The sequence below is a fragment of the Fortiea contorta PCC 7126 genome, from assembly GCF_000332295.1.
GTDB lineage: Bacteria > Cyanobacteriota > Cyanobacteriia > Cyanobacteriales > Nostocaceae > Fortiea > Fortiea contorta.
Genome location: NZ_KB235930.1, coordinates 5,001,070 through 5,013,968 on the forward strand (window position 1 = coordinate 5,001,070; position 12,899 = coordinate 5,013,968).

The following is a 12,899-nucleotide window of genomic DNA, read 5'->3' on the forward strand; positions in this document are numbered from 1 at the left end:
TTAGGAAACATAATTCCTAACCCTATCTATTTTTTAGAGGTTTTTACCTATGCAATTTAACTTGTTTAATCAAATAGGTGATAGAAATCCCCAATTATTAAGGGAACTCAAAGGACGCTTGCAACCACGGAATATACTATTAGCAATAGCTATCTCTGTGTTTGGTCAATTTCTGCTTTTTACTAATTTCCAAATCCAGCTACCAATTAGTGACTTAATTTCTAATGGGTTTACTCATAAATATTGCACAGGAGCAGAAAAATATGGTTATTACACTTGTTTGAGAGATGCATTTGATCATGTGATCATCAACTGGGAATTGTGGGCACAGGATATATTTATATCGCTGAGTTCTATTGTGTGCTTTACGCTTTTAGTCGCTGGCTGTTATTTGCTAATTAGCGACTTAGCCAATGAACAAAAGCGGGGAACACTGAATTTTATTCGTCTGAGTCCGCAATCATCTCAAAGTATTTTATTAGGTAAAATTTTAGGGGTTCCCATATTACTTTATCTTGTCATCATCCTGACAATTCCTTTGCATTTATGGTCAGGATTGGCTGCGAACATTCCCCTAGTTTCGATTTTCACTTTCTATGCAGTGCTTGGTATCACCAGTGTTTTTTATTATAGTGCTGCTCTATTATTTGGCTTAGTTGGTTCTTGGCTTGGTGGGTTTCAACCTTGGTTGGGAAGTGGTGTAGTTTTGGTGTTTATCTCTGTAACTCACAATTTATTCTTTCAGGAAATACCAAATGAGTATCCGCTAGTCATTCTCAGGTTATTTAACCCAGCAAACTTGATTCCCCAAGTTAAATTTGGATTTGATAATTTTCATTGGTTTGCTTTTCCTGTAGGAGAAAATTTTTTCACCATCATGGGATTTAGTCTCTTGGTGAATATGCTGGGAATATATGGGATTTGGCAATCTTTGCAGCGTTGTTTTATTGATAGCCATGCTAATATTTTAAGCAAGCGGCAGAGCTATTTGTTAACATCTGGTTTTGTATTTATCACCATAGGTTGTGCAAATTGGCAAAAATTGGTGTGGGAAAATTCTCCTACAAAATATCTGTTGTCTGAAAATATTGCTTGCTTGTTGTTTTTATATTTTGGGCTGTTTTTATATCTAATTGCGGCTCTTAATCCTCATCGCCAAACTCTACAAGATTGGGCGCGCTATAGAAGAATCTATGCTGCACAAAAGCATGGTTATGGAAGCTTAATTCAGGATTTAATATGGAGTGAAAAAAGTCCAGGATTATTAGCGATCGCTATTAACATGATGATTCCTCTTCTGGCTTTGAGCTTGTTAACTTTGCTCTCCCACGTTAGCTTTACTCAGAAACTTTCTATAATTCCAACTTTGGTTTTAGGAGCGAGTCTCATCATACTTTATGCAGCTTTAACACAACTTGTATTGTTGATTAAAAATCAAAATCGCGTATTTTGGGCTGCTGGTGTTGTGAGTGCTGCAATTATATTACCGCTGATTATTGCAGCGATGTTTTATTCTTACTCTAGTAACAACTCTTTTTTGTGGTTATTTTCCATAGTTGCACCAATTTCAGTCATGTCACCTGAAGGGAAATCTTTGTCAGCGATGACATTATTAACGGCGATTTTTAGTTATTGGACTGTTTCTGGATTATTAATATTCCAATTAACACGCAGGTTGAGAAAAATTGGCGAATCTGCAACTAAAGCTCTATCCTCTCAGACTTCCCACTTTTCCCAAAAGTCGGAGAGCTAATTTTGATGTGGGAACTCACCAGATACAGAGAAAGTCTACATTTTTCTGGCGTCGCCCTTTGATATTGTGAATATGTTTAGGGCTTGACGCAAACATCAAAATATCTGCCAAAATCTATGGTTATGTCTCTGCGGGGTGTGGTGACTTGTACAGCAATCCTCAGCTTTTTTACTGTTGCTTGTAGTTCCATCCAAGCACAGAATCAGCCTGTTGATGCACCTGTAGTTAGTGAGGTTGCTGCGACTCGGATTGTCGCTTTGGGAAGGTTAATTCCCGATGGGGATGTAATTAAAATTTCTGTGGTAAACGCCCAAGATAGCCGTGTTAACCAAATTTTGGTAAAAGAAGGGGATTTTGTCAAAGCAAATCAGGTAATCGCTATTCTTCAGGGACAAAATAAAGCTGAACAACAACTGCGAGATGCTCAGGCTAATGTAGCAATTAAGCGATCGCAGTTACTCAAAATTCAGCAAGGAGATTTCAAACAGGGAGAGGTTGTGGCTCAACGTGCGACTATTGCAGAATTAGACGCAAGGTTGCGAACTGAAACTAAACAAAGACAAGCCACTATTACCCAAACTCAAGCCACTATTCGTAATGCTCGGTTGAAATATGAGCGTTATTTAACTTTAGCTGCAGAAGGAGCGATTAAACATTCTGAGTTAGATGATGCTCAAGAGGAATTCGACAAAACGCAAGCAGTTCTTTTGCAAAATCAAGCCGAGTTAGACAACACTACATCCACCTTAGAAGCACAACTTGTTAAAGAAAAGGCAAATCTGAAGCGATTACAAGAGGTGCGTCCTGTGGATGTGGAAATTGCAAAGGCTGAATTACAGCAAGCCCAAATCCAGGTGGAACGCGCTAGGGCAGAATTAGAAGATAAACAGGTGAGAGTTCCCATCGCTGGACAAATTTTGCGGATTAATACTCGTGTAGGGGAACAGGTCAACACTCAACAAGGAATTGCAGAATTAGGTCAGACAAAACAGATGTATGCACTCACCGAAGTTTATGAAACTGATATCGTCAAAGTGCGCTTAGGACAAGAAGCCACGATCAACAGCGAATATGGCGGTTTTAAAGGCGAAATTAAAGGCAAAATTGCTCATATTGGTTTGCAAATCGGTAAAACTCGTCTGAATCAAGACCAAAATAACCCAACTAACGATGTCAATGCGCGAGTCGTGGAAGTCAAAATCCGTATTGATCCAAAAGATAGCCCCAAAGTAGCCGCTTTCACTGGAATGCAAGTGCGAGTCAAAATTGATGTTATGAGGAAATAAGGCGAGAACCGTGATTGAGAATTATCAGCAAAAACCTTAACCGAACCGTATTTCTCCACCACCTCCCCACTTCTGATCATGAAATTTTCCTCACTCAAATTTTATTTAGAAACACCCTTAGCTTGGTCACAGTTATCTTACAAAAAAGTGCGTTTAGCTGTAGCGACAACAGGGGTGTGTTTTGCCAATATTTTGATGTTTACGCAGTTAGGACTCCTCGCCATGTTGACGGACGGTACAACTAAGCTGCACGAAAGTTTAGGCGGAGAGTTATTATTAGTATCTTCATTAAGCCCTAGTTTATTATTTAGGATTTCTTTTCCTCGCGCTTACCTGTATCAAGCCGCTGCAGTTAATGGTGTAGCTGGTGTTAATCCTGTTTATTTGAATCGGGGAAATTGGGTGAATCCCCATCAGTTATCTTCAGCAAATAATTCCCAATCACCGCAACAAAAAACTAGAGGTTTCTTTGGAAATGAAGTGAGAATTATTGCTTTCAATCCGGCTCAACCTGGAGTGATGAAATTACCTGAAGTACAACAACAATTAGGCAAATTAACAGCGCCAGATGCAGTACTTTTTGACCGCCTCTCCCAACCTTCTTTGGGAGATATTCCCAAGTTGTTGACTGAGCGCCAAGAGGTGACAACTCTGATGGAAAACCGCCGCACTCATGTAGTAGGTCTGTTCAACATGGGTAGTACTCTTAATGATAAAGGGAATGTGATTATTAGTGATTGGAATTATGCTCAACGATTTGGACAAAATAGCCTTGATTCTGTGCGAATTGGTGTAATAAATTTAGAAAAAGGCGCAAATATTGCCACAGTTCAAGCTCGCTTGCGACAGCATCTTACCTCAGATGTGGCAGTGTTTACTCATAAAGAATTTATTGCCCGCGAGCAGACGTTTTATAGTTCGGAACCAGAGGGAATTATCCTGAAATTTGGGACAATTGTTGGCTTTGTTGTGGGGGTAATCATTCTTTATCAAGTTCTTTATGCTGATGTTAGTGAACACCTCTCAGAATACGCTACTCTCAAAGCTATGGGTTACGCCGATCGCTCTCTGTTATTTGTAGTTCTCCAAGAGGCAATTATTCTCGGTGTGATGGGATTTGTTCCCGGATTTTTTGCATCGTTAGGTATCTATAATTTACTACTGACGCTCACTCGCATTCCTTTAGTAATGAAAGCAAGTGTCGCACTTCAAGTCTTTTTATTAACAATTATTATGTGTAGTGTTTCCGGTGCGATCGCTACTACTAAATTACGCGCTGCTGACCCGGCAGATGTATTTTAAAATTCCTAATTAAAACATATTTAAATGATTCAGATTTAATTTTTTAAAAAAAATTAAATGAATATTATATGCCAGATTTGCCAGTTATTTCTATCAACAATCTTGACCATTATTTCGGTCGTGGTCAACTTTGCAAGCAAGTTCTTTTTCAGATTAACTTAGAAATTAATGCTGGGGAAATTATTATTATGACTGGCCCTTCTGGCGGCGGTAAGACAACATTATTAACGCTGATTGGTGGATTACGATCTGTGCAAGAGGGTAGTCTGAAAATTCTCAATCAAGAATTGCGGGGTTGTCAGAAAAGTCAGTTAACTAAGGTGCGGAATCAAATCGGCTTTATCTTTCAACATCACAATTTGCTTAAATGTCTCACGGCTTATGGTAATGTACGGATGTCTTTAAAATTACATCCAGAAATTCCTCAACGCGAGTATCGCCAACGCGCCGCAGCTATTTTGGATGCAGTGGGTTTGGGCGATCGCCTTGATTATTATCCAGACAAGTTATCTGGAGGACAAAAGCAACGGGTAGCGATCGCTCGTGCTTTGGTGGCTCAACCTAAATTAGTATTAGCTGATGAACCCACCTCTTCACTGGATAGTAAAACTGGGCGGGATGTGGTTGATATTATTCAGCGTCTGGCTCAAGAAGAAGGTTGTGCTGTGCTGCTGGTAACTCACGATTCCCGCATTCTCGACATTGCTGACCGCATCATTCATATGGAAGACGGGCGCTTACAGGATGGATAAAACATCTACCAGTCGAGTAGAGGCGATCGCCTTTTGTCCTGCTCGACAAATCTAATTTCACCAATCTTGACCTGATTGCTGACAACAGGTAAAAATATTCTCAAACACCCAATTACACGAGGTAGATCCTAGCTAGCCCCTAGTTCCTAGCCCCCAACCCCCCAACCTCAAGCAAGCGTACCATCATAAAACAAGAAATACGATATTAGGTTCAGGTTGGAAAAGTAATAGATTTAACTAGAAATTGTTCGTAAATATTTGTAAATTATTAAGTAGTTGAGCATACTCATGCTTACAAGAGTTTGAACCGTACCTCCCAAAGGATACGGCTGTCTCCTAGTTAAAATACACTAGGATTTCCATTGTGTTAAGGTTTCTTATGAAGCAACTTCTTAATCTACAGCGCTTTTTCCTTGTCAGTCATGTTTTTTCATTCGTTTTTGGGCTAGCGGGGCTACTGATATTCCTACCCCATCCAGAACGACTAGAAGGTTTAGGAACACTGGGACAGAAGGCGTTCGCCCTGTCAATGTCTAGTGGTGGGGTCATGAACATCCTTCTGGGAACAGTAGCTGTAGCGATTTTTGCTTACAGAATATTGGGACTGCGGCAATGGCTAACATTTATGATCCCGGCTGTTGTTTTATCATTGGGTAGCGAGTTACTCGGTACTAGTACTGGCTTTCCCTTTGGAGAGTATGGCTACTTAAGTGGCTTAGGCTACAAAGTCGCAGGACTTGTCCCCTTCACCGTTCCTCTTTCTTGGTTCTACATGGGATTCACATGCTATCTGCTGGCTCGGACTGCAGTTGATGCTAGTGTTAAACCTGGAAGTCCCATTGGCTTTTTGCGGTTAATCTTGGGCGTTGTCATCGGCGCAGCACTCCTAACATCTTGGGACTTTGCTCTCGATCCAGCAATGAGCCAAAGCTTTTATCCCTTTTGGCACTTTGGAGAAGTAGGCTCGTTTTTTGGCACACCATACCGCAACTTTTTAGGTTGGATCGGCACTGGTTGCGTGTTTATGACAGTAGCTGCATTGTTTTGGCAGAAAACACCGATTGTCTTATCACCTCAAGAGTCAGGATTTCTTCTAGCTGTTTACGTAGGTAATGTTGCTTTTAGTTCTGTAATTACCGTAATTAGTGCAGGGTTAGGAATTCCCGTAGGGTTAAGCGTTGTTTTTGGTGTCGTTCCTGCTTTAATTTTGTGGTGGATAGCTGCAACAGTGCGAGCCGAATCAAAAGAGAAAACTAGCCCATCTTCCCTCGCTTTTAAATAAAATAGTGCGATCGCTCTTTCACCTTTAAGCTGTAGCCTAGGAAATATTCAACAAAATTGCACACAAATGCAGATTGTGACTAAACCTGGGCGAGTGGCGATCGCTATTTTTTCTCTGAGTATTCTACTCCACTCTTATGTGGCATCAGCAGCTTTCACCCCACCTCTTCGCAGCAAAAAAGGGATGGTTGTTTCGGCCCATCCCCTCGCCAGTGAGGCGGGAGTTGCTATGTTGCGTCAGGGTGGGAATGCGGTTGATGCGGCTGTGGCGACAACTTTCGCAATTTCTGTGGTGGAGCCTTTTTCGGCAGGAATTGGTGGCGGTGGGTTTTTGTTAATGTATTCACAAAAGACTGGTAAAATCCAAGCGCTAGATTTCCGGGAACGCGCACCGCTGAAGGCGAGAAGAGATATGTATTTAGATGCACAGGGTAAGGTGCGTCCCAATGCAAGTACTCAAGGTTATTTAGCAGTGGCGACACCAGGAACTGTGGCGGGATTGTATGAGGTGCACCGTCGCTATGGTAAACTGCCTTGGTTGCAGGTGGTGAAAAAAGCGATCGCTCTGGCTGAAAATGGTTTTATGATTAATCATGTGCCATCTGGGTTGAGACGTCAGCGCTTCATGTTCAATAATCCGGCGGCACGGGAAATTTTTACTCGCAATGGTAAATTTTATCAGCCAGGGGAAAGGTTGGTGCAGCGCGATTTGGCGAAGACTTTAAAAAGTATCGCCCAAAATCCCCAAAGTTTTTATACAGGCAGTATAGCTCAGGCGATCGCTGCTGATATGTCTAAAAACGGTGGTTTAATTACTCTAGAAGACTTGAAAGCCTATAAACCAATTTGGCGGACTCCTGTATGTGGCAATTTCCGCCAAGCGCAAATCTGCTCTATGCCACCACCATCATCAGGCGGTGTTCACCTATTGCAGATTTTAAACATAATTGGTGACGCTGATTTAAAAACTTGGGGATGGCATCACCCCAAAGCTTTACACTTATTAGCAGAGGCGATGAAGATTGCCTATAGCGATCGCTCTCAATATTTAGGCGATCCAGATTTTGTCAAAGTCCCTGTACAACAGCTTCTCAGTTCTGCATACGCCAAACAACGCCGTCAACAAATCAATCTGGAAATCGCTAGACCTTCTACCCAAGTCAAGCCTGTGGACGAAAAAACACTACAGCAATTTTCGTCTCATCAATCCGAATCTCCAGAAACCAGCCATCTCACAGTTGTGGATGAGCAACGCAACGCTGTGAGTTTGACGTTTACAATTAACCTGGGTTTTGGTGCGGGGGTGGTGACGCCAAGAACAGGAATTGTTCTCAATAATGAGATGGATGATTTTGCAATTGCGCCGGGTGTACCCAATGCTTTTGGGTTGGTGGGAAACGCCGCTAATGCGATCGCCCCTCGCAAAACCCCTTTATCGAGTATGACTCCGACAATTGTCACCCAAAACAATCGCTTACGTTTGGCAACTGGTGCCGCCGGTGGGAGTACGATCATCACCCAGGTATTGCAAATTGTTTTGAATATCTTGGAATACAACATGGATGCTGGCGCGGCTGTGTCTGCTCCACGCATACATCACCAGTGGCTCCCTGATGAGTTGCGAGTGGAACCTTGGGGTTTGGATGCGCTGACGTTGGCAGATTTACGCCGTCGCGGACACCAAATCAAGGAAACAACTCCTTGGGGTAATGCCAATGCGATCGCACTCAATGCAGATGGTACTCTAGAAGCAGCCGCCGATCCTCGTGGCGGCGGCGCACCCATGAGCAATTTCTAGCTTTACTGATCTATTCCCCGGTCTTTAGCTCCCAGTCCTACCGACTCTGAGTAGTAACTACCAAACTCATTGGCTCTGGCGCTAGGAACTAATGTCCATCCTGCTTTGATCAGCTTTTGATAGGTAGCCCATCCTTTAGAACCACCGGGAACTTTATAATCTGGTACTTTAAATTGTGGAAAAGCTGTGTACGGACGCCAAGGTTGATTGGGTGCGCTTTGCAAATGCAAAACTTTCTCCCCATCGCTACCAAAACTAGATAACCAGCACATTTGTCGATGCATGGTAAACTCCTTTGCGTTTAGCTCTATGTTGCATAATGGCAGCATTTTGTCAATAGCTGCCTCACCCCTGTGGTGTAATTTTATGAACTAATATTTTCATCAAAGCGGGAATTAAATATTCCTATTAGTCGCAAAATTACTGAAAAAATCCGGACTTAATTCAGAGGTGACATGGAGAATCAAAAGAATAAGCGCGATCGCTCGCAGTTATTCCTTTTTTTCGCCCAGTTTAAGATTTTCTAATCCTACTTGTGTTTTTGGCGATTGTATGTATCGATGAATACGATTTTTTTAACAGGTATGCAGATCTGTAGGTTGGATTTGACTGTGTTCTACCCAACCTCGTCTGACGCTTGTACCATTCCCCATTAGAAAGAAGGTGCATATAACCTGTCGCCAATGATTTGGCGAATTTCTGTGACAATTTGAGAGTAGCCAGAATCAGATAAAATCGGGGTTGCAGCTTGAATATTAATTGGTTGTTCTAAATCAATCCAGGATTTGCAACCACCATATGCAGAACGATAGGGAATTTCTTGGACTTGAGTGAGTTTGTAAACCCGCAGCAGGAGGATATACAGCGGCTGACGCGGTTTCCATTTGAGGCGATCGCTAATAAAAAACTCGTTCCAAATATGATAAGGTAGCAGGGCGTTAACTATTGACTCATCAGCAACTGGCAAAATATCAGTAATTTCTGCCCAACTACCGATATTAACTGTTTCTGGATGCCAGCCTGAAGTTACCGGGCAAACAAGATTTGCATACTCAGTTTTCAGCAGAAAATCTTGTTGATGTTCATAGGTAGGGTAGAGCAAAATCTGCTTGTGGGTAACTTGAAAACCTCCGTTGCGTTCATGGATACCGCCTTTGCGGAGTAGCATAATAGTGTTACCGCTTTCTAGAGCATTTACGGCCACAGCCCATTCTTTGAGTGCATGAAAAGTTGTAGTTAATTCCATTAGTATTTACAGTAACTATGATTTAATTTCACGCTGGCAGTGATTAAGTATGAAACTATCCTGGGATATGAATTAATTTAGTAACAGTGATCGAAAGGCTGACACTGATTAGATTAAGAGCAAAAACCACATCTATTGTGATAGTAACTTGACAAAGGAATCAAAAATCTCGGTGGAAATTGAAAATCTAGACTCTAAAGAAGATGATGAATGCATTGTAGCCGAAGCATCAGCTAACGTGGGTACACAAAAGAATTATCTGTCACAGATTTGATGTAAACTAAAGCTTATGTTTCCTAGTTTTTTACCTGCGGCTGTTGCTCAACTCACAGATACTGATGCGATCGCCATAGCCCAAAATATCCAAAGTCAAGCGATCGCTATTCCTGTGACCAATCAACCAATTACCACTACCTACGTCACTCAAGGTAGCGGTGGTATACCGATTTTATTAATTCATGGCTTTGACAGTTCTGTATTAGAGTTTCGTCGTTTATTACCACTGTTAGCAGTTAGTCAGGAAACATGGGCAGTAGATTTATTAGGTTTTGGATTTACAGACAGACTAGCAAAAATAGAATTCAGCCCCAACGTTATTAAAACCCATCTCTATTATTTTTGGCAAAATCTGATCAAACAACCTGTGATTTTGGTTGGCGCTTCTATGGGAGGAGCAGCGGCCATTGATTTCGCCCTCACTTACCCGGAAGTAGTGCAAAAGCTAGTGTTAATCGACAGTGCGGGGTTGAAAGGGGGTTCGCCACTAAGTAAACTCATGTTTCCCCCTCTAGATTATTTAGCGACAGAAGTTTTGCGGAATTTAAAAATACGCGATCGCATTTCTCGCGCTGCTTACAAAAATCAAAACCTCGCTTCTATTGATGCTCTTAATTGCGGCGCACTACATCTACAAATGCCAAGTTGGAGTCAAGCCTTAATTGCATTCACAAAAAGCGGTGGTTACAAAGCTTTTAATATTCAACAATTATCACAAATCAAACCACAAACACTGATTTTATGGGGCGATACAGATAAAATTTTGGGTACTAAAGATGCTGAAGTGTTTAATAGAGCCATTCCCCATAGTCAGCTAGTTTGGATTGAAGATTGCGGTCATCTCCCTCATCTTGAAGCACCACAAATCACTGCTCAACACATTTTAGAGTTTTCACAAAAAATGCAGAATCTGCCTTAAAATTATCACCTTAGTCAAGAACATTACAACATAATCAAAAATAAACCTATAAAAGTAGTTTAGGACATAATTCTACCCCATTCCCTCTTCCCTAATCCCTCCCATAACCATAGCGATACCCAAAAGAGTATCGCTGGTAACTGAGAAACCACTAAAATCTAGTCAAGTAACCACATTTGTGAAGAAATATCTTCAGACTCATCTGATTGAGTTTTAATCACCTTGATAGGTGTGCCGTATGATTTTCTGTAAGCGAGTGGGCTATATGTAGTTTGTTTTTGTGGTTTATGGGGTTCCTCTTTTTGTTTCAAAGCATTAACTTCAGCGACGAGATGAGAATTAGCTGTAGTGAAACTTTCTTTTTCTTGTTTCAAAGTATCAATTTCCGCAATCAGCAAAGAATTAGATGTAGTCAAACTTTCCTTTTCCTCATGCAAAGAATTGACTTCCGCGATTAACTGAGAATTAGACTCTGCTAATTGCAGAGCAGTTTTTTTGGTTTCTTTAAGTTCCTTTGTCAGTTTTTCTGATAAAGATTTTTGTTCAGACTGAGATGATTGTAAATCTACAATTTGTTGACGAGCTTGTGCTAAATTAGCTTGCAATTCTTTAACAGTTTTTTCTAAATCTAAATTAGGTTTAGGGGCTGGCTCTGGTGTTGGGGCTGGATTTTGAGCACTGACTGTGGCGTTGTCTTCTGCAACAGACTCAGCAGCAACATCAACAGTAGATTCATCTTCAGCCGGGGTAAATTTCTGTGCTTCTTCTTGTATTAATTCAGAAACAGAGACACGTTTTCTAACCATTATTTTCTCCAATCATGCTGTAGTTCATCGGCCACGCGACGGTAATCTAACTGTGCATCCCGCGCGTGTTTTCCTCGCCATTGAGTAATCGCCACACCCTCAAGTGCTGCTCGTTCGTGAGCTTTATACGCACGGATAAATGCTTTGCAAGCCGGAATTCCTAACCGCATGAGAGTGTTTTGAGCTTCGAGTGCTTCCCCCAGACTGCGCGTATCAACTTTAGTTAGCAGTACCCGATGGGGAACGCCCACGGGGACGACGGCTTTCTTAACTGTTTCAATGACGACAGCTAAATCCATTGCAGCTGGGGGTGTGGGTAAAATTAGATAATCTGCGATCGCTATTACCTTTGCTAAAGCTTCAGACTGTAGCGCCGGTGGCGTATCCACCACTACTAAATCGTAACCTGTTATCTTTGGCAAATTACCTAAAAGTTGCGGATCTGTCTCTTGGGATAAATCAAATCCCATATCGTTCTCACCCCGACCAAACCACCAACTAGCTGAACCTTGAATATCTGCGTCAATCAAAATCACTTTTTTATCTTTAGCAAAGTTTGCAGCCAAGTTGACTGCAGTAGTCGTTTTCCCGACTCCTCCTTTACCGTTGAGGATAGCGATGATTTTTGCCACTGATTGCTTCCGACGCTTCCCTACAAGAATATAACGGTTTGGGTAGCGAATATTCTTTTGATCACAATTTTATGGGGAATAGGGCATTGGGAATAGGGAATAGGGGATAGGGAATGGTAAACATTCTTTTCTCGGCATTGCTGAATCAAAGCATGAAATTCAAAAATCAAGTATTCTCAAATTTGTTACTGTTGAGAATGACAATTTGTCGCTAAAATTTCATCAGAAATCCCTTGCTCACGAGCCAGTTTTTCATAATGTTCTCTGTCTCGATACTTACTTATTTGTAATTTTGTGTTTGAGTTGCTGCATAAAACCCGGAAATCTTCAGAAACCTTCATATTTCCTAGATTTCCCCTAGCCGAATCGAAACTCTCAACTCAGCAAAATTTCTTTGCGCCCCTCAGCGCCCCTCTGCATTCAAAAAAATCCCCTCTCTCATCCTCCCTTCCAACAATTCCAACAACCCATCCACAGCCTGACCAACTTGCTCAAAACAAACGGGCGGCGATGGTTCCGGTGCAAACTGAATTAACTTAATTTCCCCCTTCCCAATTCCAATCATCACCACTTCCACTTCTGGCTGATGATTTTCAATAATTCCTAATATTTCCTGCAACCGATTTTCCACTTGATTATTCAATTTTTCTATCTGCTCTTGGGGACAATAAACAAAGTGTGGAGTCGGTTGCAAATCGATACCGATTGCACCTTGTTCTTTGCCATTTTCTAACCACAGTCCCCAATATAGTGCAGCTAATTCTTGCTGATTTTTCTTAACAAATCTATCTAATTGGCGACGCCATTGATTATCTGCTGATTCTGGTTGGGTAGTAGTAAATATCATA

The 12,899-nt window shown here is 41.5% G+C and carries 13 protein-coding genes; 7 read left to right on the forward strand and 6 right to left on the reverse strand.

Features of this window, described 5'->3' with window-relative positions; all coding sequences use genetic code 11:
* Positions 1–49 precede the first annotated feature (49 nt).
* From MIC7126_RS0123445 to ggt, 6 genes are all read left to right on the forward strand, one after another.
* Positions 50–1,753: a hypothetical protein gene (locus MIC7126_RS0123445; RefSeq protein ID WP_017655569.1), complete on the forward strand. Its 1,704-nt coding sequence runs from the start codon at positions 50–52 to the stop codon at positions 1,751–1,753.
* Between the two features lie 116 nt (positions 1,754–1,869).
* On the forward strand, positions 1,870–3,039 hold the full coding sequence (locus tag MIC7126_RS0123450) for an HlyD family efflux transporter periplasmic adaptor subunit (protein WP_026100484.1): 1,170 nt from the start codon (positions 1,870–1,872) through the stop codon (positions 3,037–3,039).
* A 78-nt stretch (positions 3,040–3,117) separates the two neighbouring features.
* Positions 3,118–4,341 (forward strand): ABC transporter permease DevC, encoded by a 1,224-nt coding sequence (gene devC, locus MIC7126_RS0123455; RefSeq protein WP_017655571.1) that lies wholly within the window; start codon positions 3,118–3,120, stop codon positions 4,339–4,341.
* A 68-nt stretch (positions 4,342–4,409) separates the two neighbouring features.
* Positions 4,410–5,093, forward strand: coding sequence for a DevA family ABC transporter ATP-binding protein (locus MIC7126_RS0123460; protein ID WP_017655572.1), 684 nt, complete (start codon positions 4,410–4,412; stop codon positions 5,091–5,093).
* 379 nt (positions 5,094–5,472) lie between these two features.
* A complete protein-coding gene (cruF, locus tag MIC7126_RS28220; RefSeq protein ID WP_051050415.1) occupies positions 5,473–6,375 on the forward strand; it encodes a gamma-carotene 1'-hydroxylase CruF in 903 nt (300 codons plus the stop codon).
* 66 nt (positions 6,376–6,441) lie between these two features.
* A complete protein-coding gene (ggt, locus tag MIC7126_RS0123470) occupies positions 6,442–8,172 on the forward strand; it encodes a gamma-glutamyltransferase (RefSeq protein WP_017655574.1) in 1,731 nt (576 codons plus the stop codon).
* A gap of 2 nt (positions 8,173–8,174) precedes the next feature.
* On the opposite strand, the gene MIC7126_RS0123475 is transcribed toward ggt, so the two are convergent.
* On the reverse strand, positions 8,175–8,456 hold the full coding sequence (locus tag MIC7126_RS0123475; protein ID WP_017655575.1) for a hypothetical protein: 282 nt from the start codon (positions 8,454–8,456) through the stop codon (positions 8,175–8,177).
* Positions 8,457–8,824: 368 nt separating this feature from the next.
* Positions 8,825–9,418 carry a DUF1802 family protein gene (locus MIC7126_RS0123480; RefSeq protein ID WP_017655576.1) on the reverse strand — a complete coding sequence of 198 codons (594 nt, stop codon included), beginning with the start codon at positions 9,416–9,418 and terminating at the stop codon, positions 8,825–8,827.
* A 289-nt stretch (positions 9,419–9,707) separates the two neighbouring features.
* On the opposite strand from MIC7126_RS0123480, the gene MIC7126_RS0123490 reads away from it, so the two are divergent.
* The gene (locus MIC7126_RS0123490) at positions 9,708–10,613 is read left to right on the forward strand and encodes an alpha/beta fold hydrolase (protein ID WP_017655578.1); all 906 of its coding nucleotides are present in this window, start codon (positions 9,708–9,710) and stop codon (positions 10,611–10,613) included.
* Between the two features lie 158 nt (positions 10,614–10,771).
* On the opposite strand, the gene MIC7126_RS0123495 is transcribed toward MIC7126_RS0123490, so the two are convergent.
* The 4 genes from MIC7126_RS0123495 to ccmS all read right to left on the reverse strand — a co-directional run bounded on the left by MIC7126_RS0123495 (position 10,772) and on the right by ccmS (position 12,898).
* Complete coding sequence (locus tag MIC7126_RS0123495; RefSeq protein ID WP_017655579.1) at positions 10,772–11,419, reverse strand: hypothetical protein; 648 nt, start codon at positions 11,417–11,419, stop codon at positions 10,772–10,774.
* Complete coding sequence (locus MIC7126_RS0123500) at positions 11,419–12,051, reverse strand: ParA family protein (RefSeq protein WP_017655580.1); 633 nt, start codon at positions 12,049–12,051, stop codon at positions 11,419–11,421. Before MIC7126_RS0123500 ends, MIC7126_RS0123495 begins: the two co-directional genes overlap by 1 nt.
* A gap of 185 nt (positions 12,052–12,236) precedes the next feature.
* Positions 12,237–12,392, reverse strand: coding sequence for a hypothetical protein (locus MIC7126_RS30765; protein WP_154655961.1), 156 nt, complete (start codon positions 12,390–12,392; stop codon positions 12,237–12,239).
* Between the two features lie 62 nt (positions 12,393–12,454).
* Complete coding sequence (gene ccmS, locus MIC7126_RS0123510; protein ID WP_017655581.1) at positions 12,455–12,898, reverse strand: beta-carboxysome assembly chaperone CcmS; 444 nt, start codon at positions 12,896–12,898, stop codon at positions 12,455–12,457.
* Position 12,899 lies beyond the last annotated feature (1 nt).

What these genes read in the sequence shown, in the direction of transcription:
- MIC7126_RS0123445 (WP_017655569.1), top strand. Translation starts at nt 50, where the DNA reads ATGCAATTTAACTTGTTTAATCAAATAGGTGATAGAAATCCCCAATTA.
- MIC7126_RS0123450 (WP_026100484.1), top strand. Translation starts at nt 1,870, where the DNA reads ATGGTTATGTCTCTGCGGGGTGTGGTGACTTGTACAGCAATCCTCAGC.
- devC (WP_017655571.1), top strand. Translation starts at nt 3,118, where the DNA reads ATGAAATTTTCCTCACTCAAATTTTATTTAGAAACACCCTTAGCTTGG.
- MIC7126_RS0123460 (WP_017655572.1), top strand. Translation starts at nt 4,410, where the DNA reads ATGCCAGATTTGCCAGTTATTTCTATCAACAATCTTGACCATTATTTC.
- cruF (WP_051050415.1), top strand. Translation starts at nt 5,473, where the DNA reads ATGAAGCAACTTCTTAATCTACAGCGCTTTTTCCTTGTCAGTCATGTT.
- ggt (WP_017655574.1), top strand. Translation starts at nt 6,442, where the DNA reads ATGCAGATTGTGACTAAACCTGGGCGAGTGGCGATCGCTATTTTTTCT.
- MIC7126_RS0123475 (WP_017655575.1), bottom strand. Translation starts at nt 8,456, where the DNA reads ATGCATCGACAAATGTGCTGGTTATCTAGTTTTGGTAGCGATGGGGAG.
- MIC7126_RS0123480 (WP_017655576.1), bottom strand. Translation starts at nt 9,418, where the DNA reads ATGGAATTAACTACAACTTTTCATGCACTCAAAGAATGGGCTGTGGCC.
- MIC7126_RS0123490 (WP_017655578.1), top strand. Translation starts at nt 9,708, where the DNA reads ATGTTTCCTAGTTTTTTACCTGCGGCTGTTGCTCAACTCACAGATACT.
- MIC7126_RS0123495 (WP_017655579.1), bottom strand. Translation starts at nt 11,419, where the DNA reads ATGGTTAGAAAACGTGTCTCTGTTTCTGAATTAATACAAGAAGAAGCA.
- MIC7126_RS30765 (WP_154655961.1), bottom strand. Translation starts at nt 12,392, where the DNA reads ATGAAGGTTTCTGAAGATTTCCGGGTTTTATGCAGCAACTCAAACACA.
- ccmS (WP_017655581.1), bottom strand. Translation starts at nt 12,898, where the DNA reads ATGATATTTACTACTACCCAACCAGAATCAGCAGATAATCAATGGCGT.